At 64.1% G+C, this 26,077-nt stretch carries 30 protein-coding genes; 3 read left to right on the top strand and 27 right to left on the bottom strand.

All coding sequences use genetic code 11. The features are described 5' to 3' along the window. The first annotated feature begins 124 nt into the window (after positions 1–124). Genes D9V32_RS05595 through D9V32_RS05585 form a run of 3 tightly spaced genes read left to right on the top strand, consistent with a single transcriptional unit; the run spans position 125 to position 1,291 of the window. On the top strand, positions 125–502 hold the full coding sequence (locus D9V32_RS05595) for a hypothetical protein (RefSeq protein ID WP_121647927.1): 378 nt from the start codon (positions 125–127) through the stop codon (positions 500–502). Positions 503–515: 13 nt separating this feature from the next. Beyond that, the gene (locus D9V32_RS05590; RefSeq protein WP_121647926.1) at positions 516–920 is read left to right on the top strand and encodes a hypothetical protein; all 405 of its coding nucleotides are present in this window, start codon (positions 516–518) and stop codon (positions 918–920) included. Beyond that, the gene (locus tag D9V32_RS05585; protein WP_121647925.1) at positions 917–1,291 is read left to right on the top strand and encodes a helix-turn-helix domain-containing protein; all 375 of its coding nucleotides are present in this window, start codon (positions 917–919) and stop codon (positions 1,289–1,291) included. The genes D9V32_RS05590 and D9V32_RS05585 overlap by 4 nt, the downstream gene beginning before the upstream one ends. A 54-nt stretch (positions 1,292–1,345) precedes the next feature. On the opposite strand, the gene D9V32_RS05580 is transcribed toward D9V32_RS05585, so the two are convergent. The 27 genes from D9V32_RS05580 to D9V32_RS05445 all read right to left on the bottom strand — a co-directional run bounded on the left by D9V32_RS05580 (position 1,346) and on the right by D9V32_RS05445 (position 25,413). After that, complete coding sequence (locus D9V32_RS05580; protein WP_121647924.1) at positions 1,346–1,630, bottom strand: hypothetical protein; 285 nt, start codon at positions 1,628–1,630, stop codon at positions 1,346–1,348. Positions 1,631–1,642: 12 nt separating this feature from the next. Continuing rightward, the gene (locus tag D9V32_RS05575; protein ID WP_121647923.1) at positions 1,643–1,984 is read right to left on the bottom strand and encodes a hypothetical protein; all 342 of its coding nucleotides are present in this window, start codon (positions 1,982–1,984) and stop codon (positions 1,643–1,645) included. Next, positions 1,981–2,775 (bottom strand): peptidoglycan DD-metalloendopeptidase family protein, encoded by a 795-nt coding sequence (locus D9V32_RS05570; RefSeq protein ID WP_121647922.1) that lies wholly within the window; start codon positions 2,773–2,775, stop codon positions 1,981–1,983. The genes D9V32_RS05575 and D9V32_RS05570 overlap by 4 nt, the downstream gene beginning before the upstream one ends. 65 nt (positions 2,776–2,840) lie before the next feature. Then, the gene (locus D9V32_RS05565) at positions 2,841–3,425 is read right to left on the bottom strand and encodes a hypothetical protein (RefSeq protein ID WP_121647921.1); all 585 of its coding nucleotides are present in this window, start codon (positions 3,423–3,425) and stop codon (positions 2,841–2,843) included. 16 nt (positions 3,426–3,441) lie between these two features. Next, positions 3,442–4,317: a hypothetical protein gene (locus tag D9V32_RS05560; RefSeq protein WP_147440405.1), complete on the bottom strand. Its 876-nt coding sequence runs from the start codon at positions 4,315–4,317 to the stop codon at positions 3,442–3,444. Continuing rightward, positions 4,314–5,417 carry a hypothetical protein gene (locus D9V32_RS05555; RefSeq protein WP_147440404.1) on the bottom strand — a complete coding sequence of 368 codons (1,104 nt, stop codon included), beginning with the start codon at positions 5,415–5,417 and terminating at the stop codon, positions 4,314–4,316. Before D9V32_RS05555 ends, D9V32_RS05560 begins: the two co-directional genes overlap by 4 nt. A gap of 9 nt (positions 5,418–5,426) precedes the next feature. Then, positions 5,427–6,254 carry a hypothetical protein gene (locus D9V32_RS05550; protein ID WP_147440403.1) on the bottom strand — a complete coding sequence of 276 codons (828 nt, stop codon included), beginning with the start codon at positions 6,252–6,254 and terminating at the stop codon, positions 5,427–5,429. Positions 6,255–6,256: 2 nt separating this feature from the next. Next, positions 6,257–10,612, bottom strand: a complete 4,356-nt coding sequence (locus tag D9V32_RS05545; protein WP_121647917.1) for a phage tail tape measure protein — start codon at positions 10,610–10,612, stop codon at positions 6,257–6,259. A 26-nt stretch (positions 10,613–10,638) separates the two neighbouring features. Continuing rightward, entirely contained in the window at positions 10,639–10,995 is a 357-nt protein-coding gene (locus D9V32_RS05540; protein ID WP_121647916.1) for a hypothetical protein, read from the bottom strand. A gap of 74 nt (positions 10,996–11,069) precedes the next feature. Beyond that, a complete protein-coding gene (locus D9V32_RS05535) occupies positions 11,070–11,615 on the bottom strand; it encodes a hypothetical protein (protein ID WP_121647915.1) in 546 nt (181 codons plus the stop codon). Between the two features lie 79 nt (positions 11,616–11,694). After that, positions 11,695–12,207, bottom strand: a complete 513-nt coding sequence (locus D9V32_RS05530) for a phage tail tube protein (RefSeq protein ID WP_121647914.1) — start codon at positions 12,205–12,207, stop codon at positions 11,695–11,697. Between the two features lie 72 nt (positions 12,208–12,279). Next, positions 12,280–12,708: a hypothetical protein gene (locus tag D9V32_RS05525; RefSeq protein ID WP_147440402.1), complete on the bottom strand. Its 429-nt coding sequence runs from the start codon at positions 12,706–12,708 to the stop codon at positions 12,280–12,282. Beyond that, a complete protein-coding gene (locus tag D9V32_RS05520; RefSeq protein WP_147440401.1) occupies positions 12,705–13,130 on the bottom strand; it encodes a hypothetical protein in 426 nt (141 codons plus the stop codon). Before D9V32_RS05520 ends, D9V32_RS05525 begins: the two co-directional genes overlap by 4 nt. After that, positions 13,127–13,498, bottom strand: a complete 372-nt coding sequence (locus D9V32_RS05515; protein WP_281272129.1) for a DUF6093 family protein — start codon at positions 13,496–13,498, stop codon at positions 13,127–13,129. The genes D9V32_RS05520 and D9V32_RS05515 overlap by 4 nt, the downstream gene beginning before the upstream one ends. Positions 13,499–13,515: 17 nt before the next feature. Further along, a complete protein-coding gene (locus D9V32_RS05510; RefSeq protein WP_121647910.1) occupies positions 13,516–14,076 on the bottom strand; it encodes a hypothetical protein in 561 nt (186 codons plus the stop codon). A 10-nt stretch (positions 14,077–14,086) separates the two neighbouring features. Continuing rightward, positions 14,087–15,010: a coat protein gene (locus D9V32_RS05505; protein WP_121647909.1), complete on the bottom strand. Its 924-nt coding sequence runs from the start codon at positions 15,008–15,010 to the stop codon at positions 14,087–14,089. An 11-nt stretch (positions 15,011–15,021) separates the two neighbouring features. Continuing rightward, positions 15,022–15,687 (bottom strand): hypothetical protein, encoded by a 666-nt coding sequence (locus D9V32_RS05500; protein WP_121647908.1) that lies wholly within the window; start codon positions 15,685–15,687, stop codon positions 15,022–15,024. A gap of 67 nt (positions 15,688–15,754) precedes the next feature. Beyond that, positions 15,755–16,957: a hypothetical protein gene (locus D9V32_RS05495; RefSeq protein WP_121647907.1), complete on the bottom strand. Its 1,203-nt coding sequence runs from the start codon at positions 16,955–16,957 to the stop codon at positions 15,755–15,757. A 19-nt stretch (positions 16,958–16,976) separates the two neighbouring features. After that, on the bottom strand, positions 16,977–18,482 hold the full coding sequence (locus D9V32_RS05490; protein WP_121647906.1) for a phage portal protein: 1,506 nt from the start codon (positions 18,480–18,482) through the stop codon (positions 16,977–16,979). Positions 18,483–18,494: 12 nt separating this feature from the next. Further along, entirely contained in the window at positions 18,495–20,141 is a 1,647-nt protein-coding gene (locus tag D9V32_RS05485) for a hypothetical protein (RefSeq protein WP_147440399.1), read from the bottom strand. 1,250 nt (positions 20,142–21,391) lie between these two features. Further along, entirely contained in the window at positions 21,392–21,592 is a 201-nt protein-coding gene (locus D9V32_RS05475; RefSeq protein ID WP_121647903.1) for a hypothetical protein, read from the bottom strand. Beyond that, entirely contained in the window at positions 21,579–21,947 is a 369-nt protein-coding gene (locus D9V32_RS05470) for a hypothetical protein (protein ID WP_183086193.1), read from the bottom strand. Before D9V32_RS05470 ends, D9V32_RS05475 begins: the two co-directional genes overlap by 14 nt. Positions 21,948–22,122: 175 nt before the next feature. Continuing rightward, positions 22,123–22,365: an Acb2/Tad1 domain-containing protein gene (locus tag D9V32_RS05465; protein WP_121647901.1), complete on the bottom strand. Its 243-nt coding sequence runs from the start codon at positions 22,363–22,365 to the stop codon at positions 22,123–22,125. 627 nt (positions 22,366–22,992) lie between these two features. Next, complete coding sequence (locus D9V32_RS05460; RefSeq protein WP_121647900.1) at positions 22,993–23,226, bottom strand: helix-turn-helix domain-containing protein; 234 nt, start codon at positions 23,224–23,226, stop codon at positions 22,993–22,995. Further along, on the bottom strand, positions 23,226–24,395 hold the full coding sequence (locus D9V32_RS05455; protein WP_121647899.1) for an RtcB family protein: 1,170 nt from the start codon (positions 24,393–24,395) through the stop codon (positions 23,226–23,228). Before D9V32_RS05455 ends, D9V32_RS05460 begins: the two co-directional genes overlap by 1 nt. Positions 24,396–24,397: 2 nt before the next feature. After that, positions 24,398–25,117, bottom strand: a complete 720-nt coding sequence (locus D9V32_RS05450; protein WP_147440397.1) for a hypothetical protein — start codon at positions 25,115–25,117, stop codon at positions 24,398–24,400. Beyond that, the gene (locus tag D9V32_RS05445) at positions 25,093–25,413 is read right to left on the bottom strand and encodes a hypothetical protein (RefSeq protein WP_121647897.1); all 321 of its coding nucleotides are present in this window, start codon (positions 25,411–25,413) and stop codon (positions 25,093–25,095) included. The genes D9V32_RS05450 and D9V32_RS05445 overlap by 25 nt, the downstream gene beginning before the upstream one ends. Between the last annotated feature and the right edge of the window lie 664 nt (positions 25,414–26,077).

The following is a 26,077-nucleotide window of genomic DNA, read 5'->3' as shown; positions in this document are numbered from 1 at the left end:
CTCTCGAAAGAGTCGCCCCGCTTTTTGCCGCCGGATGAAATCCTTGCACGATTACACATAGTGTGTAATAATCTGGATATGGGAGAAGCCGAAAGGGCACGCTCCACTAGATCAAGGAGATCCAATGTCCCGCCACAACGTCACCACCGAAATCACCGAGATCCTTGCCACCTCCGGGCTCACTGAAGACGAAGCAAAGACCCGGTTCCGGCTCGACCGTGACGGAAGCGACTGGCTCGTATGGAACCGCGCCGACGAAGCCTTCATCACTCGGCATCTTCTAGACCTCCGCGACTCCAACGCCCGCGCCGCACAGCTCGCCACCGCCGGACACGCAGAATGGCGCATGATCAGCGGCGTGTGGGTCCTCGCCGGCACCGGCCTGACCGAAGGCGACATCGTGACCGTCTCACGCCGCAACGGCACCACCTCCGAAGAAATCGTCGGCCAGATCATCGCCACCAAGAACGGCATCACCCTCGCCCGCGTAGGCAGCCTCTAAGAAAGAAATCGCCATGCCAACACCGATCCTCACCGCCGGCCAGCTACCCGCACTCGCCGACTTCGCCCAGCTCGTCACCGAGTTTGACGAAAACCGCCAACTCAAGTACAGCGGCTTCGGCGATCCCGAGACACTGTCTGTGATCGCCACGCCTCCCCCCAGGCGGACCACGCTCGGCTTCACGAGCACCGTCGCCACCGATGTAGCCGCAGTGACCGCACACTGGCCTGGGCCCGTATACGGCTTTGACCTCACAATCATCCAGATTATGCGCTCATACCTGAGCGGCGGGGAGGGCGATGTCACTCTGGACACCCTCATCATGCCCGCGCGCCTCGACAGCGACCAGGTCGCGGCAATGGTCGATCTTCACGAAATCGGCGCGCTGAACCTCACCCAGATGCGGAGCTCGCTGTGACCCCCGCGGAGTTCCGCGCGGTGCGTGAGTCCATCGGGCTGTCCATTGAAGCGATCACCCGCCTTTTGTCGGTGTCGCGCTCCATCGTGCAGAAGTGGGAAGCGGGTGCTTCGCCCATCCCGGCAGGAGTGGCTGATGCTCTGACCGTCTTGGAATCTCGCTTCTACGACCAGGTGGAAAAGCTGCTGGACGAGAGCGCGCCGGAGATACTGGTGTACCGCCGTGATCTCGAGTCCTGGGCAGACACCGGGCTCCCTGCGCGGTGGCATTCGCAAGCGGCTGCACAGGCCCGCGCTACGACTCACGCCACCATCAGCTACCGCCCGGACGTAGCCGCAGCCCCGGCACACGACCCAATGGCTGCGCTGTAGGCCCACAGAAACACAGAATAGCGGGGCGATCCTTTACCGGATCGCCCCGCTTTTCTATTCGGTGCTGCCTGCCGCCACGTACTCCGCGGGAACCCCGTCTGCAGACACGATACCGAGGTACGCGTCCAGGCTTGCCCACACGACGGTTACCACGCCGCCGGCAGCGGTGAGCGCCACAGCGCCCCAGTCTGCGCTCGCGAGGGCGGTGCCCGCGGTCGCGAGCGCGAGGGTGGCGGCCACGCCGCGCGTGGCCTGCTGCGCGGTGCGGCGCGCTGCCCGGGCGGCTGCCGCCTGAACCTCGGGGGTTTCGGCGGTGAAGATCTTACGAAGCCACTTCATAACGTGTCCTTTCTACGGGGTGGTGATTTCAGCGATACGGCCGAGCATGCCGATGAGCGCGATGAGCGCTCCGGCACCGGTGAGGATTCCGACGATTGCGCCGGTGACGGCGTACCACGGAGCTCGGGGGCGCTGGGCAGCCTCAAGCCGGGTAATCCGGCCTTCGAGGCTGCCCAGCCGGTCGCCGTGGTTCTCGAGGCGCTTTTCGTACTCGGCCTGCTTTTCCTTGGTGAGGATGACATGCGGGCCGAGCTGCGCGACGAGCGCGGCGACCTCGGATTTGAGGCCGCCGAGCTCGGCGTAGATGGATGTGAGCGTGACGCGCACGGCCGGCTCGTCCGGGTCCAGGCTCACAGGGTGCCGGCGTTGGCGCGACGCTGCAGGTCGAGGATCTGCGCGGGCGTGGCCTTGGACAGCGCGAAACCGTACTTCTTGAGCGCGAGCGCGTCGGTGACGGGGCCGGGGTTCTCGTCCACCTTGGTGCCGAGGCCGGCCTGTACGGCACGGATCGTCTGACGGCCGCGGAGACGGTCTTCCACAACGCGCAGCTTGGCCCACGTCTGGGGCCCGACCACGCCGTCCACGACCAGGCCGAGGGTGCGCTGGAACAGGCGCACGACCGCGGCCGTCTGCGGGCCGTACACGCCGTCCACGACCACGTTGTACCCTCGGGCCACGAGGGCGATCTGAACGGCGCGAGCGGGCACCGTGGTGCTCCCCGCCGGCGGACGGACGGCAGGAGCCCCCACCGTCACGATCACCCCGGGCTTGAGGTAGGCCAGCAGGTCGCGCGTCTCGCCGTGGAGCCACAGGCCCTGATGCGAGTGCGGTCCCGTGGACCCGAGCGCGCTGGACCCGGCAACACCGATGGTGTCACCCATCTTCACGCGGGTTCCCACGGGGAGGCCGGCCGCGTCGAGCGCATGGTACGAGGTGCACACCCCGGGCTCGTGCTCGGCCTTGACGTAGTGGCCGTACACGCGATGGAAGCCGGATTCGATGATGACTCCGTCACCCATGACGGACACGGGCACGCCGCGGCCGAAGGCGAAGTCAACGCCGCGGTGGAAGTCGGGCTTGCCGTTCAGGATGCGGTTGCCGTACCGCTGGGTGGGGGTGACCTTGGTAAGTCGAAGCTCAGCCATGATGAGGCCTTTCGGGTAAAAACGAAACGCCCCGCGAATGCGGAGCGTGATGGTGGGGTGTGGGGCTAAATCATCCAAGCCGGGCTGTTGAAGGACCAGGCCTTACCGATGGCACCGGTGACCGTGCCGGATGCCGCACGCAAGTTGACATCACCTGTCGTGCGGATCTCGCCCACGAGAGTCTCGGTGGGCCGCCAATTGTTCGACTGTGCGGTGATCGACACGATCGACAGCGGCGCAAGCTCGAGCGGAACGCGTCCGACCGTGACGTAGGTATCACCGAACGTGACCAGTCGGGCGTTCGTCGCCGCGCCACTCAGCGCGACGACCTGCCCCCGGCGGCGAACCGCGGTCCCGGTGAGGGTGAAGTTTCCGTCGCCGGTGAGAGCTAGGGGGATGTTGGCAAGCTCCATGGTGTTGACCCATTTACTGCCGTCATAAACCCAGTCCGTGCCCGTGCTGGTGTTCCCCCAGGCGAGGCCTTTTCGCTTAAACGCGTAGGCGTTCATCTCGGCGGTAGTGCCGATTGGGCGGGTGCCGGCTGCTGCGGCTTGCTCGGCCACGAGGGTCAAATCAGCGCCCAGCTCGGGGGCACCATCCTCCGTGAAACGGTATGCGCCCGTTACCGGGTCGCGACTCTGAAAAGCCATAAGGCTCCAATCTCTACTAAAGTCGGGTGCCGGTCACGCGCAGCGCGCCAGACATTGAATCGGTTTGTGTGCCAAGCCACTGGGTTGGTAGCGCGCCCCAGCCGGAGGTCCAGATGCCGCCGCCTTCGCGGACGAGGCTCTCCGCCATGTACGTGGAGAGGGTTGCCCACCCAGAAGCGGGAGCCCCGATTGTCACTTCAGAGCTCGGATCGAAAACCGCTGGGCGGCTCGCATACTGGTGGCGAAGTAGATCCACCACGTCCGAAACCACTTCCGTGGGCAGGTAGATCTCGATCTTTTCGACAGTTACCGTGTCGAGGATCGGCTTGAGAGTGTCGCCGTAGAACCAGGCACCGTAGTATGGGCGCTGACCCCAGGGGTCATTTCCTTCCCAGGCTGCAGCGTCCCGATTCCACCGGTCTGAGTCTTCAGCGAGGATCAGTAGCTCGACAGGCTGAGAGTTCGCGGATGCTGAGGGCATCTCCGGGACCAGCGCGGTGGAGGGGGGCGCGGTTACGCCGCCCTGAATCACCCGGGTGGCCCAGTCGATCTCCACCGTCTGCCCGGCCGTGAGCGTGAGTCCTGCCCGGGCGGGGAGCAGTTCGTCCCGGCCGTCCACGGTTACGGTGACCTGCGCGCCGGTGGCCTTGACCACGCCCCAGGGGCTGCGGGACGTGGCCGGGCCGGTCATGATGAGATCCGACCCGATGCGCTGCAACCGCACGATCGTGCCGGACGGAGGCGGGGCCGCGCCCACCATCCGCACCGGCACCGACACCGGGCCGACATTCACCACGGCGAGGCCGTCACGCATGGTGACAAACTCCCCGGTTTGCGTGGACACCTCCGGGATGGACGCGGCGAGCGCCGCGACCTGACGGGCCATACTCATGTGATCCTCCGCGTGACTTCAAGGGTGAGATTCATGAGCGGTGAATCTGACATCCCCACCGTCATCACGCGGCCCGAGAGCGGCCGCTTCCACCCAGAGATCGCGACATGATCGCCGATCTCAATGCACGGGTGAACCACACACTGGACGTCCACCCGATACAGCTGTGCGCCGACCGCTTCATCAAGTAGCCGGCGCACACGGACATCCGCCTGAGCCTGGGTTTTCACCGCGGGGTCGCTGTCGTACAGGACGTTTTCCCCATACGCCCCCTTGACGTCGAGCGGGCCTTCTCGGATCTCGGCTTCCGCGAATATCGGCGCACCGTCTGCGCCTTCGTACACGCCAGCAACGACGTTGTACACCTCGCGGGTGTCCACGGCGGTATCGATGTCGGTGACGGTGCCACGCTCACCGAGTCGCAGCGTGGCCACGACCGGGCCAAGCTTGTCCGGCACGAGTACCAAGTAGTCACTGGGATTCACGCGGAAGCGACCGCCGAGCCAGCCGCCGAGCGTCTGAATCGCGCGCAGGCGGCCGCCGGGCGAGGTCTCCCACACCGTGCCCGGAGGGATCGCCACATCTGGGACCGACGAGATTACCGTGCCTCCCCAGAGCCGCCGCACCTCCGCCCACGCGGACTGAGACTGCGGCACCGCGGGCACCCGGAACCCCTTGCGCCGGACAGTCTCTTCAGTCCCCACCCAGGTGAGCGGGATGACGGACGATGTGATCGCAGGTAGCCCGTTGACGATCCCTTCCTCTTCCGTGCCGGGCGGGTTCGCGACCACGCGCCCCCACCCGAGCTTGATGAGCTCCGGCTTCCCGCCGGCAGTGACCTCCATCTCCATGAAGGTCCGTGCGCGGAAGGCGGAGAAGTCGCCGTCGGTGCCGTCGGGCAGCATCGAGCGGCCGTCGGGGTCCTGATACGGGATCGTGAGCGCGCCGGAGGTTTTCACCTCGGCTTCCAAATCTGCGTTGAGGGACCACGACGACGGGTAGAGCGGGTCCTTCGTGATGCGGTTGGTGCCGTGGAAAATCGACACCCGGGTTTTCACATCGAAAGATCCGGTCAGGATCTCGGCGAGCTGGTCAGACATAGGTCGCATCTACTGTGCCTTCCGGTAGTCGCGGTTCGCGGCAATCCTCGACGGGTATGCGGCGTTGAACGCCGCCCTGGTCGAGAAAAACGCGTTGAGGTGGCGGCGAGTCAGCAGCGGCACGAAAATGCCAGCAGCGGGCGGCGAGGCCTCCGTGCCGGTCATGTGGTGCGCAATCTTCGTGCCGCCGAGCGCGTAATCAAAATCGACTTCCTCGATGTCCATTACCGCCGCGTAGAAGGGCTGCGGAATGCGCACCCGGTCCGTCGCACCAGTACGGAAGCACAGCACGCCGCCGAGGGGCTGCGCGGCGCTCCCGAGGAGTGCTTGCACCTTGTCGGCGCTGTCGAGGTCGTCGGTGATGACATCGAGTACCGCGCTTGTCACGCCGGACCGGCCGGAGGTGATGAGCATCCCCTTGGGGCGTCCGATCGGCTGCACGATCTCGCCCTGCAGCGGCCGCGAGATACCCTGCAGCGCGGACCCTCGGAACTGAACCTTGACGGCACCTTGCGGGTTGAGAGGGTTGTGGAGCCACGTCGCGGTTTCCCGGACCGTGACCCACCCGGGGTCGGTCCAGCCGAGGCTGGCCCCGGCGGCGTTGAACATCTGCGCCCGGTACTGTGTGGCCACCCCGAAGGGCACCTCGAAGTCGATCTTGGTGAGTGCGCCCGCGACCCGTGCACGCACCGCACCGCGTAGATCATGGGTGTCTTTCCCCGCGGTGCGGCGCACGGTCACGGTGACCGTGCCCGGGGCGAAGGACGGGAAAAAGACCTCCACATGCGGGCACGGTGCAGCATCCGTGTACGCCGTAATCGTCGGCTTGTACGGCATAGCTATCTCCTCTGGTATCCGAGGTCCACCTGGCTGGCGGACTGCGTGTCATGAGCGACGATCTGTTTCTTGATGACGCCGACGATCTCGCGACCGTCGATTTCGAGCGCGATCTTCGCGCCGTGCAGGGACACCTCCGGTGCGACATACACTGGTGCGCTCGACGACGCCATAGGCTGTGCATACCGAGGCTGAGAGACGCCACCGGCGGCAAAGCTCGTCATGCCAAACCGGCGCCCAATGTCCTGCCAGACCTGCAGCGACCGGCCACGCTTGGACTGCGCCAGCGGGATGTAGCCTTCACCGCCGGTTTCGTCCTCCGCCCAGACCCGGTACTCGCCCGCGCTCGCGATCTGCGCAGCGTGGTTTTCACGCACGCCGCCGTTCGCGTACGCCTTGATGGGTGCCCGGCTACCGGACCCGACTTTCAGCGCCCCGTCAATGGCCTTTATGATCCGGTCCGTCTCGTACTTCATCTGCTTCTCGATGGACTTCGCGTTGGCGTCCGCGGCCTTCACCTGCTTCTCGGCCTGAGTGATCAGCGCCTTGAAATTCGCGTCAGCCACGGTCTTGCCGGCCGCGTCCGCGCCCTTACCAATCGCGACATAATCGCGGTTGATCTTGGACACGTCCGATTTGGTCGCGGTAAGCAGCGCGTCGATGACCGGCTCACCTTCAACCCCGAGCCCGGCGATATCCGCCAGGAATTCAGGTTTGAAGCCCTTGCCAGCGAGCTTTTTGAGCTTGCCGGCCACCCGGGTGATGTCCTTGGCCTTTGTACTCAGATCGCTCTTAATACCTGACAGGGACGCGCCAGTCTTCGTGACCTGCCGCGTCTCGTCGTAGTACTCCTTGCCGGCCTTGACCCGGCGGGTCTCGGACACGGTTTCAGACTTGAGCGAGTCACCGATCTGGAACGCACCCCGGAACTTTTCAGACACCGAACGCGCCAGATTGGCGGCCGATTCCTTGAGCCCGTCGAGCTTGTCCTTAGCCTTCTCGAGCAGCTGTGCTGCGCGCGAGCTGGCCTTTTCGAGCTTGATGAACTGTTTCTCGCTCGAGTTCGCAGCGTTGACCAAACGCTTCTTGGTGTCGCCGCCCATCCGCTCGCTGATATCGAGCAGCTGATCCACCAAACCGAGTCCGGTAGCGCGGGTACCCCGGCGGCCCTGGCGGTACCAGTCGTCGCGTCCCTTAGCCTGATCGGCGAGGAACTTCTGGTTTGCCTCCTGCTCCTTCTTCCGGGCGGCCGCGACCGTCTCGCGCTCACGTTTGAGCGCGGCCTGGGCATCCTTGGCGCGTTCCTGGCCGGCCTTCTTGACTGCGGCGGACTCGGTGGTGCGCGCCTTGGAGGCGGCTCGAGCCTCGGTGTCGCGCGCCTTGCCATTCGCACGGGCCTCGGCCTCGCGCGCGTTACGCATCGCACGGTCCCGAGCATTCGCGGCTGACGCACGCTGCTTTCGCGTTCTTTTCGGCGCTCGAGCGTACGCTTCATTCGCGGTACGCTCGGCCCGGCGACGCTGATCGGCCGATTCTTTCTCAGCCTTGCGGCGCCGATCTGCAGCTTCTCGCTCGGACTTCTCCCGAGCCTGCCGGGCCTTGCGCTCGGCGGTGGCGCGCTCCGTTTCAGCCTTACGAATCTCGCGCTCACGCTCGGCGGCCGCGGTCTTCGTAGCCTGCACGACTACCGAATAGCCTCCCGAGGTGGACTTCATACCTGGGCCGATCATCCCCCCGCTCGCGAAGAACTGAGGTCCGCGCACACCCAGAAGTCGGCCGGTTTCCTTCCAAATCTCAAGGGAACGGCCGCGCTTGGACTCAGCCAGCGGGATGTAGGCTTCCCCGCCGGTTTCGTCCTCCGCCCAGACCCTCCACGCACCAGCCGGGGCAATCTGAGCGACGTGATTCTCGCGCACGCCCCCGTCCTTGTACTGATGAACAACTGCACCATCAGCGAGAGGAACGTGCCCAAAGGTCGGGGTGCTGCCCTTGTCGTAGATCGCCTGAATCCGAGCGATCCGAGTGCGTGAAAGCTCCTGCAGACGTGCCTCTGCCTCAGACACCCCCACTACGGTGGCCGTGGTCTGAATGTTCGATGGGATCAGTCCCAGTTTGTCCGCATAGGCTTTGGCCGCGTCGCCCGTGATACCGAAAGCGCCGAGCATCTGAATCAGCTTCTCGCGTCCGGCTTCCAGTGTGGCCGTGGCCTTAGCCTGGTCCCCGGTCTGCTGCAGCGTCGCCGACGCCAGATCCAGAGTGCGCTTCGCTACAGCATCAATCGCCGACTCATTCGCGCGGCCGGCGGCCGTGGTGATGTCGAGCGTCTTCCCGTTCTTCTTGAGCGTCTCCGTCAGGGTCGCGTAGGCATCGTGCAGATCGCGGGTGGCCGCGCGAGCGTCAAGCTCAGTGGCACCAAAGCCCTTGATAGCCTTTGCGAGCTTGTCGATGTCCGCCGCTGTCGCTTCGGCCTCGGCCTGCACCTTTTTGAGCGACTCGGCATGACTATCTGCGGCATCCGACCCCGCGCCTGTAGCTTCGGTTGCGAGGTCCTGCTGCTCCCTCGCACGGCTAACCGCGGCGGAGCTTTCATCGACTTTCGTTCGTACAGTTGCCGTCGCAATGGCAAACTCCGAGCCACTCAGGCCGCTGGCCTCTAGGGCCGCGCGGTACGATTCCGATCCCACCGCGCCGACATTGAGGGCATTATGCAGATCGCTCATCGCGCCCTTGCTGCCCATTGCGGCTTGGGTGACGGTCTCGAGGGACAGCCCGAGCTTCTTCGCCGCATCGAATGCGGAGTCGGATTCCAGCCAGAGGAAAGAGTCTTTTGCGTTTAGATTCTCGATTGCGAGCTGCCGCGTCTGCTCTGTGAGCTGCCCGGTCACACTGTCGAGAGTCTTACCGAAAGAGTCGGCACGGGCTCGGGCATCCGCCTGCGCGGCACCGAAGATCGTGATCGCGGTTGCGGCCAGGGTGAACGCGCCACCAATGGCCCCGCCGGCAATCGCCAAGCCGCGCGCGCTCACTTGCCCCTTTACGCCCATCGCACCGAGCTGAGCGTTGAATGCCGCGACCTTTGGCAGCGCAACCATAGTCGCGCCGCCGATGAGGGCGACCCCGCCGGCGAGCGCGCCCGCGATTGCGATGGTTGCTTGCAGCGGTCCGGGGAGTGCGCCGAGGCCGTCTGCGAATGAGCCTACGAAGTCGGTAGCGCCGGCGATTGCGGGGGTGAGTCCCTGCCCGAAGCTGATCGCGGCATCGTTGACCCGGTTTCCCATGATCTTGATACGTGATTCGACGGTTGCGTAGCGCTTGGAAGCTTCGTCCAGGAGGGCGGTGTTGGCTTCGAACTCGCTGTTTCCCATGGCCATTGCGCCGGAGAAGTTCTCCGCAGCGGCGGCCGAGCGCAGCAGCGCATCTCGCATGCGAACCTCGGTGATGCCGAGATCCGAGAGCATGCCGAGGGTGGTCTTACCCTGGTCCTCAGCATTGGCGAGGCCCTTGACGAAATCGGCGAGCGCTTCGCCGGGGGCGGTCTTCCACTTTGCTGCGAAGTCCTGGGCGGACTGGCCGGCGACCGAGGAGAACTGATCCAGCTTTTTGCCGCCGGAGTCTACTGCGGATGCGATGTTGATCATGACCTTGGACACGGCCGAACCGCCGGCCTCTGCCTCGATACCAACGGACGAGAGGGAGGTTGCGAGGCCGAGTACTTCACCCTCGGTGAGGCCGATCTGACGGCCGGCGCCGGAGAGACGCTGGGCCATGGATACGATCTCAGACTCAGTGGTGGCGTAGTTGTTGCCGAGGCCCACCACTGCGGCACCGAGGTTAGAAACCTTGTCCGGGGCGGTGCCCATCACGTTCATGAACCGGGCGAGCTCGGTAGCGGCCTCGGTGGCCACCATGTTTGTGGACTCGCCGAGGTCCAGCATGACCTTAGAGAAACCCACGACATCCTGAGTGCGCACACCCAGCTGACCGGCTGCCTCTGCCACGCTAGCGATCTCGTCGTGGGCGGCGGGCAGTTCGCCGGCGAGCGAACGGAGACCGTCCTCAACACCCTTGAGCTGCTTCGGTGTGCCGTCCACGGTCTTGAGCACGCCCGTCCAGGCGGACTCCCAATCGATCGCTGCCTTGACCGAGAGCGCAGTACCAGCGAGCATCGCGCCGCCGGCGAGCATCGCCGCCTTGCCGCCCATATCGAGAGCCTTGGACTGGGCCTCGTACTTCGCCGCAGCCTTTTCTGCCTCCGTGGCCGTCTTCTCGGTCACACGTCGGGCCTGCTCCATGCCGGCGAGGTAGTTGTTCACCGTGGCCGCGAGAGTCACGCGGACGGTACGGTTGTTATCCGCCATGAGGCCTCCAATGTTCAGTTGTGCGGCTAGCCGCTGAGGATTGACCCCTCAGTAGGCACCGCGAAGTTCTGCCGGCGAACGGTGAAGATCATTCCGGTGGGGTCGCCCTCGGGGTTCTGATCGCGCCAAGCCTTTTCAGCCGCCCTGACGGCGATCTCCGCGTGATCAAAAATCGGTTCGTTCGGGACGTAGCCGTAACCGCCGAAGTAGTTCGACGCAGCCGCACGCGGGTCGGTCGCCTCATCCATGAAGTGCCCGTGCGGGCCGATCTTCGCGAGTACTCGACTGCCGACAATGAGGAGACGGCGTTCCTGTGAATCAAACTCGGGGGAGGACGTGGCCACGGTGCGCAGCAGGTTCCCCTGCTCGTCGTACTCGTGCACAGTCGTGACCGTCGGCTCCCACCCTCGGAGCCTCTTTACCGAGACTCCGAGGGTCAGCGCGAGCTTTACTTCGTCTAGGAGCTCGCTGTCGCTCCGAAGTGTTTTTCCAGCGCGTCCTCGCGCTGCTGCGCGTCGTAAACGTGCAGCCGGAACACCACGTCAACCAGCTTCTGGGCATCCCACCCAGAAAGACGCGGAGTGATGCGCGCCCACCGCTCAGGGGTGATCTCAACCTCGGCGTCATCCTCAATGATGGAACCGGCCTGGATGAGAGCCGCGGCCGTGGCGGACGTCAGGTTGTACCCGTAGTGCTGGTCGAGTGCAACGCCCTTACGTGCGGGGTGACGGTCGGTGATCAGCGTCCACTCGAACCCTTCCAGGGCGCGGACACGGATGATGTGCTGATGCTCTGCGACCTTGTCTGCAAGCGAGTCAAGCTCGGCCTGCGCCTCGGCGACGGGGTCAGCCTGGCCGAGACGGAGATCCGTGACGCTTTTCGCTGCGATGAGCGCAGCCTGCAGGCGGTCACGTTCCTTGGCCAGGTCAGTGTTGAGGATCACAGATACGTCCTCAAACTCGGGCACGAAGTCCTCCGCGAGGGAGTCGTCAATCTTGGACATTTTTTCCTTCTGTCTGTGCGGTGAAACGAGAGTGTGCGGCGCGCGAGCGTGCGCGCCGCACACGATGAGGGGAGACGGGTTATGCGCCCGTTACGAGCGGCACAGCGTCTCCCACAGGGGAGAGGATCGCGATCTTGCGGGTGTAGGTGAAGACGCCGGTTCCGTCGCGCGGGCCCTTGAATTCCTTGCCGACACGGCCGTGCACCAGGGTGACGAGCTGACCGGCGAGTTCCTCGGTGGCGTTCGGGATTCCCTCACGCTCCACGAAGTAGATCTCGTCACCCTCCTTGAGTCGCACCTTGAGCGACTTCGGGTCGATGGAATCCACATACTTGATCTCGAGCGACATTTCGCTCTTCCCCGGAGACTCGAGCGCCTGCTGCAGCGAGAGGCGTTCGTCCTTGAGGATCTCCTGCGAGCCCGTACGGTTGTAGCCGTCCGGGGTGAAGTTGTAGGTGCACCGGTCCCACTTCTTGGCCTCGGTTACCTTGGGCTTGAGCGGGTCGTTCACATCGGCCGGCTTGGCGGTGTACAGCGTCGTGTTACCGGTCTGGTCCACGGCGGGCGGCGCGAGTTCGATGATGTCGGGCATGGTTGCCCCTTTCTGCCCGTTTGGGCATAGAAAAAGCCCCGCCCGTGTGGGCGAGGCTGGGATGAGAGAGCGCTATGCGCGACGCGAGCCAAATGAGTAGCCTGCATCCACATAGAACAGGGGCGGAGTTACTGACATGTCGGTGTCCATAGGCCTGATCACGTCACACACGGGCCGGGTGCATTTCCTCTGGCGAACGAGGAGGGGCCCTTCCAATAGCTGCGCGTCGGCGCTGGTCAGTAACAGCCGTGCGCCTGCGGGAGTCGTCGCAACTGCGCGCACATCGATGTAGTACTCTGCATCGGAATCCGGGAGTTGAGGAGCGGCCAGACGATCATCACCCAACGAATCTCGTGTGATCCTGATGATGAGATAGTTATCGCGTACGAGCCCACCTTTTGCGTCAAGTCGTGCGGCATCAAAGACCCGGCCCGCAAGACCTTCGCCGGCGAGCATACGCTCTTCGGTGGCCACCCGATGCATTTCGAGCTGGCTACTCAAAACGAGTCCTCGACTGCTTTGGACAACCCTTTCAGGAAGTCCTCTTCCACGATCCGCTCGGTCATCCGGTCATGATCACGAGGCGCACTGCGAATGCCGGCACCGCCTTCCACGAATCCGAAGGATCCCTGAGGACGGCCAAGGTTTGGGCCAATCTCGGCACCGATGGTTCCATCAACGCCGAGCACCAAGTCATAGTCAATGGAGCGGTGGTAGGCGTGAAGTCCTCGCCCCTTGGCCTTACTGCCGACCTTCCGGTTGCGGCGCTTGTGAGCGCCAGCGGCGAGCGCGGACCAGGTGTCCTTGCCCAATCGGGCGGACACTTCTACCGATTTTCGGATGTTCGGAATTGTTTTTTCAGGTACCTCTCCGAGTTCCTTTTCAAGTCCTACGAGTTCGATGAAATCGAAATCTGCGCTCATGACAACTCCTCTACTGGGTAGCGATGTGCCGTGGTTTGGCCGCCCTGTGGACGGCCGGTGATGCGGAAGGTGCGGCCAACCAGTGACGGGTCCGCCGTGGACGAGAAGACTTCCGCGATGTCGTCCGTCTGGATCTCGTGGCCGTCGGTCGCCGGGATGTGAAGCATGAGAGTTTGCTCAGTGAACTGCTGCCCGCCGGCGGTGCGGTCAAAGCTCGCGAGGTTCGGGAACTTCACCCGGCCGGCACCCTCATAATGCTTCGCCCACGTTCGAGTCGGTTCAAACGTCAGCGGGTCCGGCGGACCCTCGGTTACGACACCGACGCGAACCACCTCGGTCATCCGAGAGTTAGCCCGGCGGCGGCCCATCGCCAAGACACCGCGGATCATCGCGTACCGCCGACGTACAGGCTGACGCCGTAGCTCTCGCGGATCCTGCGAATGTTGGAATCGCTCAGGCTCATTCCGGTGCCCTCGCCGCCGGCCGCGAATGCCACCTTGAAGTCATCAAGCTGCAGAGACGACAGTCCGCCGACGGTCAGGCCCAGTTCAAGCTCCACGGGGACCATGGCCTGGGAGGCGAGAACCATCGCCCACCGGGCCAGCCCCGCGGGAGCCTTCGGGTACCCATGGGTGAAGGTGACTTCCACAGCGTCGTCACCAGAAACAGTGACGACGTTATCTCGGAGCGTGAACGGGACGGACTGTCCGTCCCTGGTCACAGAATCGACGGAGCGCAGCGGCAGCGAGGGGACCTCGATCTCCCCTGCGTTCGGGTACGCGGTGAAGGTGCTCTGCACTTCCGGGAAGACGTGCGAACCGATTACGTCTTCCCGGAGGTACGTGGACGCATCCTCAAGCAGCGTCTGAACCCACTCTGTCTCCGTTTTGGTGAAGGTGCGTTTGAGCCGTTTCCCGAGCTCCTCGGGAGTTGCGAATGCGTCCACGAGGGCCGTCCTACGAACCGACTACGACAGTGGTCGCGCCGGTGCCCGGGGCGTACTCCTGCACCGAGGCGGTCGCAAGGCCCTCGGGGATCGTGACCTTAGCGCCGTACACGTTCAGCCCCTTGACGAAGTCGTCAAAGCCCTTCTCGCGGCGGCCGGCCTCGGTCTTGAGGATCTGGTCGGCGAAGGTGAATGCTCCCGGAGTTCCGGCCACAATGATCTTGTCGTCCTTCGCCGCGCCGGTGCCGCCCACCTTGGCGAGGTTGTTCGACACGAGGATGTCGAAGCCGGCGGCGCGCGCGACGATTCCGTTGCGCAGGGTTTCGCTGCTGCCCGAGGCGTCTACCTTGGCGAAGCGGTCGTCCTTCTGGGTGGCGGCGATGAAGTTGGGGTCCACCACCACGTAGCGGCCCTCGAGCGGCACGTCGCTGAGGCTGAGCTTGAGGCCGAGCTCAACAAGCACGTCGTAGGCGGTGATCTGATCTGCGCCGGCCAGCTGGGTGCCGCCCGACACGATCTTCACTCGGCCGAGCTGGTTTTCGGTGCGCGCACCCTTCGACAGCACGCCGGCTGCGAAGCTGTCGGCCGTTGCCTTGAGCTTGTATGCCGCGCGGGCGAGGGCAGCGCCACCGAAGTCGCCGGCGGCCTGCACCTTGTCAACGTCGTTCACCAGGAACGCGAAGTAGTCGGCCTGGTCGATGAGAAGCTCCTGCGACGAGGTCGCGAGTTCGTCGAATGTGAGTTCCTTGCCTCGCTCGTACTTTCGAACCCCAGGGTCACCGATGGAGTTGATGTGGACGGTGTCGCCCTTGTCCTTGATCTCGCCCTCGTAGTCGCGGTTCGCGACGGTACCCTGGCCGAACACCAGTGCACCGAGGTACTTTTCGAGGAGCTTTGCGGACCACAGCTCCGGAATAAACTTTTCAACTGACATGTGCTATTTCCTTACTTTGTGCCCTTGAGGGTGTCGAGCTGACCATTGCGATCAGCGGCCAACACCTCTGCGTGGGTCATCTTTGAGAGGTCGGATCGGGTGAGCTGCGGCGGAACGGAATGTCCGCGGTGTGCGCCCTGATCTCCGGACCCGCCGAATCGACGGGTGGGGGGTGCCGCAAGGTGCGGCTTTGCGGTGATGAGGTTGGTGATAGCGGCATCAAGCTCGGCCGCGTCCACCTCTCCGTCGGCACCAACTTCGAAGTCGTCCACGTTGATGAACAGGCCTGCATCAGAGGGGTCAGCGAGCTTGCCCTTGGCTGCAGCGCGCAGCTCAGAGCGGAGGATTCGCTTGTTGGCCGTGGCATCAGACTCGGCCTTTGCCGCGGCGCGGATGCGAGCTTCCGCCTGCTCGGACTCGGGCTTGCTGTTGAGCGCGATCTCTGCCCGCAGAGCGGTCAGCGCTTCGGCGGAAGTCTTGGCGGCCTTTTCTGCGGCCCGGCGGGCAGCACGTTCGGCCACCAGCGCCTTCTTGCCGGCGTCGCCAAGGTCGGGCTCATCGATGGGAGCGCCAGTCGCTGGGGCTCCGTCCTGCTCCGTGGCATCGGATGCGTTCGCACCCGCGGCGGTGTCCGCGCCCAGCTCTTCGTGGTCGGTAGTGTTGGTGTCTTCGGGCATGAGGAATCGCTCCTTGTTAGGTGAAATGGCCGCTTTCACGGCCTGCCCCAGCGGGGTGCTGGGAAGGCTAGAGGCCCAGTAATCGGGCTAGGTCGCGGACGGAGGCTGCCTGGTTTGGCAGCTTTGCGAGCTCCGCGGCGAGCGCGCGTTCGTAGGTGGCGAGCGCGCTCGGTGTGATGGGTGAGAGGGGGGTGTATTTGTCGGCTGTGTTCTGGCCGATGCTGCGGGGCCGGTATCCGGCGCGGGCCATGTCCACGCGGGTTTTTGCGTCGAAGAGTCGGCGTTCGGCGGCGGTCATGGTGTATCGGTTGAGGGGGTCGCGGGTGCCGGTGCGTTGTGCAGCGGTTACGGAGTCGGCAGCGGCGCGGGCTTTGCCGCCCTTGCCGAGTGCGCCATATCCGGCACGGCCGCCGAGGATGTTGCCGCCGACGGTTTGTGCTCCGGTGATGTAGCCCTGGTCGCCCATGATCCTGATTGCAGCAGCGCGGATCTGTTCTGCAGACCGGCCGGCGGCAGCGCCGTGGGCGGCGGTGCGCTCGTAGATCTGGTCGAGGGTGAGTCGGTGCGGGGTTCCGTATTTGGCGTGGCTTGCAGCAGTGCCGAGGCCGCGGTTGCTGATGTTTACGACACGGTAGATGTCGGCTCCATCGCGGATCGCCTGGGCCTCTGTCTCACCGAAGACACGGTTTTGCTCGGTGGTACTGAGGCTGTTGAACCCTTCGTATGGGTCGGTGATGAGGCCGGCCTCTTCCGCGTACTCGCGGGACGGTGCCGGGACGTGGCGGCAGTGGCAGCGCGGGTGACGGAGAAACCCGCTGTTCCACCGGTAGAAGCGGGCGGCGAGGATCATGCAGTCACGGCAGGCGGACCCGTTCACGACCCTCACGTATCCGGCGAGACTGGGACGCTGGGTGATGTCGGCGCCCATCACGCCGCGGCCGGTATCGGCCAGCATGGTGAGGATGACGCCGGTGAGCCACACCTGCGCCTGGCCGAGGGCGACGCGAGTGGAAGCGCCGCGGCCGATTGCGGTCTTAGCGACGCGGGTCGCACCGCTCAGGGACCGCTCGACACTCATCCCGTTGGGAGCCTGATCGAGGAACGCGACCGGGTTGATGTTCCCGACGGGCGGAGCCTCAAGACTCATCGCCGAGAGCAGCGAGGGCGTGTAATCAATCGTCGTGGTGACAACCGCCGCCATGCCCTCGCGCACAACGTCGGTGAGCTCACCGGAGAGGGCGGCGTACGAGAGATCGAAATCATCTCCCATACGCCGCCACACACGGGCGCTACTCCTCGCTGTTGCCGCCGCTATCGTCTGCTGCGTTGAGTAATAGCTGCTCGTCTCGGTAGGGATCGACAATATCTCTCAACCCCTTCCGTGCTTCCTCGAGCTGCACATCTCGCTGCTCGTCGTCGTGCATCTCCATGACGCGGTCAATTTCGAGCGGGTCGAGCCCGTCAAGCTCCATCAGGTACCGCAGCGGATACCCGATTGCTTTCTTCTTTGTGAGAGAGTCTGCAAGCTGCGCCTCGGACCGAATCTCGGGATTCATCCACGTCATCGTCGCGAGGCGCACCTGCTCCGCGAGCGCGGTGTCCCCCATAGCCAGGGCGACGAGGCGGTGAACCTCACGCATAGCCGGGGTGGCAAACGTGGTGAACTCGATGACCTTTTTGACCAGGCCGATTTCGGAGGCTTTCAGGCCCTCGCCGTTGACGTTTGACATGCCGGTCCTGGTGACGAGGTACGTCGGCGGCGTGCGAGTCTGTGCGGCGATGTGTCCCACCGCGATTTCGATGGTTTCCGTGAAGGTGTCGAGCGCGGCCGCGTTCCACGAATCGATCTTTGCGTCGGGATTGGTGAGGTACAGCATGCGTTTTTCGCGCATCTCTCCAATATCGACCGGCTTCTCGCCGATCTTGACGCCGTTTTTGTCGAGGATTGGCATCATGGGCGGGCCTTGGCCGAGCACTACGCGGGCATCCATCGACGCGTAATCAGCGGCGAGGAGCAGGTATGCCCACAGCAGGTTGATGGTGTCCTGCATCGCGATTACGCCACTGATTTCAGAGCGCGGATCGCCGCCGAGCATGGGCCGGTTGGGGACTTCTACGACCGGCACGGTACCCATCGGGTTCCAGATCGGCCACACGTCATCACCTCGGGGGATCCGCGGGACCCATCCACCCTCATGAGCGACACCGACCTTGGCCTGCGTCGCCTGCGATTCTCTGTCGTTCGTGGTCTTCGGCAGCGCGCGCTCAAACTTCCACACGCACTCGCTCTCGTAGAGAGTGGCGTACTCCTTGGATTCATCCACCCAGGTTTTTAGTGCTGCGGTGCGACGGCCGGGACGCTCCCAGTCGTACTCAATCTCCACCGAGTCAGGGTGCTCCCATGAGATCAACGGTTCGTCGTTCTCATCGCCCCAGACCGTCACGAAGGATCGCGACGTGACCAGGCTTGTCAGGAATCCCTGGGATGACTGCGACTGCATCTCGTTGCGCAGCCAGGCTTCCCACAGTTTCTGCGCTGCAGCCTTGCCGTTAGTGCCGGCGATCTTGATCCCGGTGTGGGCGATACGCTCCGCTTCTGCGTCAGCGACGGGCTGGCACCAGTTGTCAGCGAAGTTTGCGTATCGTGCCGAGTTGGCCTTTTTCCACTCCGCGGTCGCGAAGTTGAGTGGCTGCTTCCCCTCGTAATATTCTTCGCGCACGCGCATTTCTCCGCGACGCCCGTTCAGGCGGGCATAGCAGCGGTTGACCAGGCGGAGGGCTTCATTTGCATCCACAAGCACTCCTCTCTAGAAGTACACATAGTTCTCTTCGGCCGGGGCCGCGGCACCGGCGGCGAGCGCGTCGCTGGCGGCTTCGTGGGCGAGCATTGAGGACATGGCTTGGTCGATTTTTTGGTGTTCGGCAGGCTTGCCGATGATGTATTTCTGGCCCGGGCGCGCTCGCACAATCGCGTTACGAATGTGGAAGCGGGTCACCTGGTCGCCGTCGTGACGGAACTTCGAGTCAGGGTTTGTGATGTCGGTGCGGAATCGCTCGAGCGAGGCATATGCGCGGCCGATGCTGTTGGTGGGCCACTTCACGAACACCTTTCCGTCGGAGCCGTACTTCTGTGACCACTCGTCAATCTCCGACTCCCAAAACATGGGGTCGCAGTATGCACGCACGATCTCAAACTCGCTGGCTAGATGGTCCATCGCGGCCATGACCTCGGCGCGGGGGATCCGGCCGCCCCAGTCGGTCGGTCGCCAGAGAGTCGGGCGGCCGTCCAGATACGTGGGCGTGAACTGATACAAATCCAGAGTCTCGGCCCTGATCCCGGTCCAGTCGTTGTTGTCGGACCCATCAAAGCCGAGGCAGATCCGGGTACGCGGCTTGACGAAGATGGGCTCGGCCTTCTTCTTCCAGTCGCCCTCTTTCACCCAGTGACCAGACCCGGCCACGATCCGGTTGCCGTAGAACCGTTCAGCTTCGGCCGGGGTGGCTTCCATGAGCGATGCAGCCTCGGCCTCGATTGAGCGGAGATCCACCCACGGGGCCGAGGCGTAGTTCCACACGAAGATTTTTCGGCGGTCTGTTTTGCGGGTGAATTTGAGCTCTTCCGGCGGCGGGAAGTAGTGCTTGTACACGTCGGGTCGGGTGGACTCGTAGGTGTCCTGCGCGACGCTGTTCTCGGCAGGGTCGAACGGGTTCGTGGACTGAGAGACTCGGCCACCCATACCGCCCGCGCCTCGCATGAGAGTGCGGATGAATTTCTTCATCGAGTTGGACTCTGTCCACAGGCCGGTCTCGTCGCATTTGCCTGCCGAGATTCGCGCGCCTAGCTTGCCGTCGGCCTTTGAGGTGACCACTTCAATTCGGCTGTCACGGTTGCCGTTGGGGTGCCGGATGAACGCTTCACCGGTGCGGGGGATGATGTTGGCAACGGGGCCGTTCTCAATCATGGGGATGAGCGCGCCCCAGGTGTTTTCTACCTGGTCTTCCACGACTGCGGCAAGCTGGATCCGAGGAGTGGACCAGGCCTTCCCCATGGGCTCGCCTGACTCGTACAGGTAGACCCCGCCGCACGGGCAGCCGTGCTCGGCGCACGAGTAGTAGTCGCCCTCTTCGGCACGGCCGGCGAACAGCGCTGGCCCCACAAATTCGAGGATTGTTTCGGCTGCTACGCCCGGGGATTTGCCCACCTTCTGCGCGGCCATCCACAGCCCGGTTCGGTATCGGAACGCCTGGTTCTTGTCTCCGCGCTTCGCCGTGTCTTTCACCTCGTACCAGTTCGCGAGGTACACGCGGTGGTCCAGCGTGGGCACGAACGGTTCGCCGGCGTTGTCACCATCGGGGATCACGCAGTGCGTTTCCATCCACCACATCAGCAGGTATCCCAGCGAGCGGGTGCGAGGGGGCACTGTGTAGACCGGCGTCTTAGGAAGCGTCAACATTTACTCCCGTCAGCCAAGATCCTGAGCTGGTCTGTTTCTTCGTCCCTCCCCTCGACCGCGGCGCAGGTTTCGTGGGTGCTTCCGGTTCAGGCTCTGAGATGTTCCAGCCGTTTTGTCTCATCCCGGCGATTGAGATTCCGAGCTCTGTTTCCATCCGAAGCACCGCGGTTTTCAGACCGGCGGACGCCCCTGCAGAGACAGACTCGATGAACGCCCGCACATAGGCCGCGACCTGATACTTCAAGCCAAGCTGATGCCAGGCGAAGCCCTGCGGCTTCGCCCAGAGGTCGCGCCAGAGGGCCAGCTCTGATTCGCGGTAGCTTTCGGAGGCGTCATCGTCAGGGGTCCGGATCTTATTGCCGTCTTCGAAGTACTCCGTGTGGACGACGACATTGCGCAGCGGGAACTCTGGTACCGGGCCTCGGTATCCGCCTCGGGGAAGCGCGAGCCACTCCCGATCCGCGGACCGATTGGAGGCCGGATCCGGCGGCGGGCCGGACCGGGCGCGAGGGCCACCTGATCCCATTTCGCCCCCTCACTGAAAAAACGGAAAACTTTTGAACCCGCTTGTGGTTATTTTCACCTCACCGGCGACTAGAGGCGGCAGGCGTCTCGGGGGGCTCCCCCCAGGGGTGTTTTCAGCGGCCAGAGGTGGCCCTGTGGCGCTCTAGCGCCCCGGCTTGCCGTAGTGGGCTGGCCCCCGGATTTCCTAGGGCCTTAAAACGCCGCACAGCGCGTCAGTTTCGGGCGTTCCAGCCACCTGGCGAAGACTGTGCCGTGTGGCGGTTGTGGCAGGGCGCACACAGGCCGCGGCCGGCCTCGGGATCGTTGGGGTTGCGGCCGGTTTCCACGAGCACGATGCGGGTGTCAGGGAAGTGGTCAGCGACCGTTGCCTCAGCTACACCGCACAGCACGCAGATCGGATCACGGTGCAGCACGGCTCGGCGGAACCGGCGGTGACCGGCGGTGCTGTAGACCGCGTTCCCGAATCGCTCAGCGCGGGCTTGGCGTCGGTGGGCGTAGCACCTGGCCCCTTCGCCCTGGGGTACCAGGGCTGGGCAGCCTGCGATGACGCATACTCGCATGCAACCCTCCTCTCGGCCGGGGGCTGTGCCGTGCTGACCTGCGTGGCGCGACAGTGCGTTTCACGATGAACAAGCGGTGAGACAACGGAAGCCGCTACCCCTACGCCTTGCCCGTGCCTACCTGGGCCGGGGCATAGCTGCAGGGGCACCGGTTCCAGCGGGTGGCTAGCTACGGGGCTCGGCGCGGGCAAGCTCGGCTTGGTAATCAGCTTCCTGCTCAGCCGCCGTCAGGCCAAGCTCATCCGCTCGGCTGGCGGCGGTGGCGGTAGCGCTCCGGTGTACCACCTGAGCTACTGCCGCACGCTTGACCGCGGCACGGTAGATCTCGTGCAGGATAGTGCGAGGTGTGGGGCTAGGTTCGGTCATGCTGTTCTCCTCGGTTCTCGGTCTGCTCAGGGATCTCGCGGCGCTCGCCACAGACCACGCACCGCAGGTACTGGTACAGGAAGGGCTTGGCCTTGGTCATGGCCTGGGTTTCCTCAGTGACGACATCCCAGTTGTGCACGCAGCCGGTGCTGTGGCGCGTGGGCTCGGGCTTTTGGCGCAGCAGGTGGATCACGGCGCGGCCGAGAACGTTCAGGATCTCCCAAAGGTCGGTGCTATCAGCGTCAACGCCCGTAAGCGTCTCGACGTCATATATCAGTTTCTCGATCTCAGTTTCAGGTGCGGGCCTGTCCGCCTTCCGAGACAGCGCGCGGCCGAGGGTCTTGTTCTCGGCCATGAGCTGAGAGATTCGGGCCTCCGCCAGGTTCAGACGTCGTCGTGTGCTCATCGTCCGGCCCCTTTCATCCATTCGCGGTTACGGCGGTCCTGTACACGGTCAACCTCGCCACACTCAGCGGCGGCCAGTGGCGACGGGTACTCGGCAGAGCACTCAGGGCAGGGGTGCATGGAGATCACTCACCGCCGGACGCAGGCGCGTCGTTGAACGCAGCCTTGTTCGCCCACATGAGTGCCGACTCAAGGTCAGTCAGCGCGAGCGACTGATTACGACCATCGGGTACACAGACCGCGATGAACTCGGCAAGGCTGTGGAAGCGCTCGGTCAGATCCTTTGACAGACTGATCGACTCCAGCGACGGCGCAGGCTTCGTGGACGATGAGATGAAACGAGCGTCTACTTCGTTGAGGCTGACCATGTCGTGGTGCTCCTTAAATGAGAAAACCCCCACCTGTGAAGGTGAGGCTAGATGGGGCGCTGCGGAATAGGTGCCAGGCTGCACGCTCCATGAGCGGATCGTGCCGACTTAGTCGAGGGTGCTCATCCCGCCCGATACCTGGTCTTCTGCGAGGGTGATCAACCATGCCGCCAGTGTTGGACAGCCCTTCAGGCCCCAAATGTGCGGCAGCTCGCATTGTCGACTTCGTGGATTCGAACCACATCTTCGCTTACGCGGCGCTCTGGACCCCTGCGCGTGAGGGCCGCCCCTGTTGAGCTAGAAGCCGATTGCTGCCCCGTATGCGTCTGCGGGGCCACCAGCACTTTTTTGATTGTGGTCTTGGGGCGCGGCCGCCGGGGAGTGGTCATCCCGGCGGCCGCGCGTGCTCGATCATGTGGAGGAGACACGGGGTGAGCTACCCCGGCGCGGTCGGTGCTCTCGGCGCGCGCCACCGCCGATAGGAGGGGAATGGCTAACCCCGGCACCTGGTCTTAAACGCAGAAAGGCCACTCCGCGCGGGAGTGGCCTTTCTGCTGACTGAACCTTTTCTGGGTTCAGTTCATCGACACGTCTAGCGTAACAGACGTTTGTGCACCTTTTGCACCATTATTTTTCCGCGGGCGGTTCCTTGGGTTGCCGAGGGCGGCCGCGGCGGCGGCTCATGCGGTCTGCCAGCTCGAACAGGTCAGGTGTCCACACGCAGCCTCCGTAAGCCTGTATGCGGTCCTGCTCGATCCACCGGTAGATCATGCGCTTTGAGCGGTTCACCATTTTTGCGCCGTCCGCGATGGTGACCCAGTGCCCCTCGGGAGGTTCGGGAGTCTCGGGGGCCGGCTGCATCAGTCTCCCTTCACGTTGATGATCTGGCGCAGCGTGTGACGGATCGTCACGAGGTCGCGCGAGTCTTCCATCACTACGTCGATGTCCTTGTACGCGGCGGGGATCTCGTCCACGAACGCGTCGGTGTCGCGGTACTCGATACCCTCCATTGCCTCGCGCAGCTGGTCGTGGGTGAAGGTTTTGCGGGCGGCGCTTCGGGAGTACTCGCGACCGGCGCCGTGCGGCGACGAGTTCAGCGACAGTGCGTTGCCGCGGCCCTCAACCACGTAGGAGCGGGTACCCATCGACCCGGGAACGAGCCCGAGGACGCCGGCGGCGGCGTTGATTGCGCCCTTGCGGGACAGCCACACGTCACGGCCGAAGTGGTTTTCGCGCTCGGTGTAGTTGTGGTGGCAGTTGATCCGTTCGTGCTCGATCACCGATTCACCGAACCAGACGGCGAACTGCTCAATCACCCGGTCCATCATCTCCTCACGGTTGGCAAGGGCGAAGTCCTGCGCCCACCGCAGTTCGAGGAGGTACTGGTCAAACTCCGGCGTTCCCTCTACGAGATAGGCGAGGTCCGGATCAGGCAGCGTGATGAAGTTGCGGCGTGCATAATCCTGGGCGACCTTGATGTGATGCTGGGCGATCTTGTTGCCGACACCGCGGGACCCGGAGTGCAGGAACAGCCACACTCGATCCTCTTCGTCCAGGGACACCTCAATGAAGTGGTTTCCCGAGCCGAGGGTGCCGAGCTGCAGACGCCAGTTGCTGGCATACTCCGCAGGGTCAAACCCGCCGATCTGCGCAGCGAACTGCAGCGCATTGTTGCGGTCTTTCGCAGACGCAGTCTCGGTGGCGTTGTACTTGCCGGCAGAGAGCGGGATCTCATACTCAATCGCCCACCGCAGCAGGCTCCGCGACCGTGGGTCGAGGTCCTTCTCCGTGAACTGGGTCCGTACCGCGATCATGCCGCAGCCGATGTCCACCCCCACCGCGGCCGGGATGATCGCCCCCACGGTCGGGATAACGCTCCCCACGGTCGCGCCCTTCCCCAGGTGCGCATCTGGCATCAGGGCGATGTGCGGGAAGATGAACGGCATACTCGATGCCGTCTCGGCCTGCGCGCGGGTGCCTGGCTCGAGGATCGATGCCCAGTTCATGAGTCGCTTACTGATCTGTTCCATGGTTATTTTTTCTCCTTAGGTACGAATACGGGTCCGTCAAAGTACAAACGCCACTGCTCAAGCTTTGTGAGCGGTGGCGTCCAGCCGCAGGTTTCCCAGAGGCACTGATATTTGGCGTCTTGGCCGAAGTTCCCGGGTGGGGCGACCTGAATAGTCCTGCGCTTACACGCGGGACAGGGATTGGCATGTCGATATGGCATCTCACTGGTGGGGTAGGCGGATATCGCTTTGCCGATGGTCCAGGTGCCTTCGGGCGGGGTAAACAGGGCGTCCATAAAATCGAGTACTTCCACCGTGGCCGCGATGACCGAAAACTGATCGGCCAGATAGTCCGCCGCGGTCTTCGCCACGTCCCACGCCTCATCCAAGGTCGTGCCCGATTCCAAACCGTCACGGTACCGCCCATAGCTCTCGGTATCGCCGAAGTGCTGCGCCCAATGCACGAGACACGACACAATCGTGTCCGCCGCATCAATCGGCCCCAGATCCATCGGTGCCTGACCAAACCCCGGCCCAGACCCCGACACAACCTCACGGCCATACCGCACAGCCTGCACCGGCGAATTCAGCGACCTCAGATGCTCCACCACCTCCGCCGCCTCGTCGAGCGCGCGACGAATCCGACCAGAGCAACGCTCACAGATCAGCAACCCGAAGACCGCCTCCCGATCACACCCACGAGCACACAGCCGGCCATTCATCGCGCCCAAAACTTCCACCACGGCGAGCGCGCCGGCTCAACCTCAGGGGCGGGCGCAGGTTCGGGCTCAGGGGCGGGCGCAGGTTCGGGCTCAGGGGCGGGGGCCAGCCAGAAACCATCGGCCTCACTCAGCGGCGCATAGGCGTAAACCACCGCATCAACAGAATCAACAGAATACGCATTCGCCGTCATGTAGCGCCACCTCCCATCAGCAGCCGGTCTACCCTCCACGCGCTCGCCGAAGTCGAAGCGCGAGGGGATGGCCGCGGCCACCACCCCAATGAGCGCCGCGGAGATCGCGTCAGCAAACGCCGCCATGTCAACACCAACCACGACAGCAGCGCGCCCAACAGAACCAAACGCCTCCGCCGACGACGGCCCAGAACCCCTGCGCGCAACCTCAGCACGCAACCGAAACAGGCGACCCCGACCCCGAACCTTCATCCTCGGGAAAAACTCACGCGTACGCGGACGACTACTCACAACACAACCTCCTAGCTCGCGCACCCACACAGGCACGCACAACGAACAAACAACTAGCCACGACGACGCCGCCGCGGTCTATCGGTAAACCTGACCCATGCCTTCCCCTGGCCCGGGTCAGAACCCGGATTGAGAATGACGCCGAGCACGTCAGATAGAGCGCCCTGCCTCTCGCGGACCTCGCCATGCGGATTCGGCCGGGGCCGCGGCGATACGTTGCGCAGGCGCTTCTCGGTGCTCATGCCTTTCCCCCGCGGCGCTTCGGGCTCGCCCCACACCAGGCCGGGTCATACCGGTGCGGAGGACCGTCACATTGGCAGTCGGGATCCTTGCCGGCGGCGCGGATCACATCACGAGTGGACCGCACACGACCCTCATCCGCCACACGCTGCACACGCTCCCCGTCCTGCACGGGAGACACAGGGGACCATTCGACAGAGGCCACGCGCGGACGCCTCACGACGATGTGCTCGTCTTTGACTCGGGCGGCATATGCCTC

It is taken from the genome of Mycetocola tolaasinivorans (genome assembly GCF_003667565.1).
In the GTDB taxonomy this organism is placed as follows: domain Bacteria; phylum Actinomycetota; class Actinomycetes; order Actinomycetales; family Microbacteriaceae; genus Mycetocola; species Mycetocola tolaasinivorans.
Note: the sequence above shows the minus strand (reverse complement) of the source record. Positions and strands in the feature narration are given on the sequence as shown.

Excerpts from the sequence above, each read along its gene's own strand:
- D9V32_RS05460 (WP_121647900.1), bottom strand. The coding sequence starts at position 23,226 with ATGCAGCCGGCCCCCGAGACTCCCGAACCTCCCGAGGGGCACTGGGTC.
- D9V32_RS05570 (WP_121647922.1), bottom strand. The coding sequence starts at position 2,775 with ATGGCTGAGCTTCGACTTACCAAGGTCACCCCCACCCAGCGGTACGGC.
- D9V32_RS05485 (WP_147440399.1), bottom strand. The coding sequence starts at position 20,141 with ATGTTGACGCTTCCTAAGACGCCGGTCTACACAGTGCCCCCTCGCACC.
- D9V32_RS05595 (WP_121647927.1), top strand. The coding sequence starts at position 125 with ATGTCCCGCCACAACGTCACCACCGAAATCACCGAGATCCTTGCCACC.
- D9V32_RS05520 (WP_147440401.1), bottom strand. The coding sequence starts at position 13,130 with ATGAGCGCAGATTTCGATTTCATCGAACTCGTAGGACTTGAAAAGGAA.
- D9V32_RS05555 (WP_147440404.1), bottom strand. The coding sequence starts at position 5,417 with ATGTCTGACCAGCTCGCCGAGATCCTGACCGGATCTTTCGATGTGAAA.
- D9V32_RS05545 (WP_121647917.1), bottom strand. The coding sequence starts at position 10,612 with ATGGCGGATAACAACCGTACCGTCCGCGTGACTCTCGCGGCCACGGTG.
- D9V32_RS05465 (WP_121647901.1), bottom strand. The coding sequence starts at position 22,365 with ATGGTCAGCCTCAACGAAGTAGACGCTCGTTTCATCTCATCGTCCACG.
- D9V32_RS05535 (WP_121647915.1), bottom strand. The coding sequence starts at position 11,615 with ATGTCCAAGATTGACGACTCCCTCGCGGAGGACTTCGTGCCCGAGTTT.
- D9V32_RS05515 (WP_281272129.1), bottom strand. The coding sequence starts at position 13,498 with ATGGGCCGCCGCCGGGCTAACTCTCGGATGACCGAGGTGGTTCGCGTC.
- D9V32_RS05475 (WP_121647903.1), bottom strand. The coding sequence starts at position 21,592 with ATGACCGAACCTAGCCCCACACCTCGCACTATCCTGCACGAGATCTAC.
- D9V32_RS05445 (WP_121647897.1), bottom strand. The coding sequence starts at position 25,413 with ATGGCGGCGTTTGCTGACGCGATCTCCGCGGCGCTCATTGGGGTGGTG.
- D9V32_RS05470 (WP_183086193.1), bottom strand. The coding sequence starts at position 21,947 with ATGGCCGAGAACAAGACCCTCGGCCGCGCGCTGTCTCGGAAGGCGGAC.
- D9V32_RS05505 (WP_121647909.1), bottom strand. The coding sequence starts at position 15,010 with ATGTCAGTTGAAAAGTTTATTCCGGAGCTGTGGTCCGCAAAGCTCCTC.
- D9V32_RS05500 (WP_121647908.1), bottom strand. The coding sequence starts at position 15,687 with ATGCCCGAAGACACCAACACTACCGACCACGAAGAGCTGGGCGCGGAC.
- D9V32_RS05495 (WP_121647907.1), bottom strand. The coding sequence starts at position 16,957 with ATGGGAGATGATTTCGATCTCTCGTACGCCGCCCTCTCCGGTGAGCTC.
- D9V32_RS05550 (WP_147440403.1), bottom strand. The coding sequence starts at position 6,254 with ATGCCGTACAAGCCGACGATTACGGCGTACACGGATGCTGCACCGTGC.
- D9V32_RS05565 (WP_121647921.1), bottom strand. The coding sequence starts at position 3,425 with ATGGCTTTTCAGAGTCGCGACCCGGTAACGGGCGCATACCGTTTCACG.
- D9V32_RS05455 (WP_121647899.1), bottom strand. The coding sequence starts at position 24,395 with ATGGAACAGATCAGTAAGCGACTCATGAACTGGGCATCGATCCTCGAG.
- D9V32_RS05580 (WP_121647924.1), bottom strand. The coding sequence starts at position 1,630 with ATGAAGTGGCTTCGTAAGATCTTCACCGCCGAAACCCCCGAGGTTCAG.
- D9V32_RS05560 (WP_147440405.1), bottom strand. The coding sequence starts at position 4,317 with ATGAGTATGGCCCGTCAGGTCGCGGCGCTCGCCGCGTCCATCCCGGAG.
- D9V32_RS05590 (WP_121647926.1), top strand. The coding sequence starts at position 516 with ATGCCAACACCGATCCTCACCGCCGGCCAGCTACCCGCACTCGCCGAC.
- D9V32_RS05530 (WP_121647914.1), bottom strand. The coding sequence starts at position 12,207 with ATGCCCGACATCATCGAACTCGCGCCGCCCGCCGTGGACCAGACCGGT.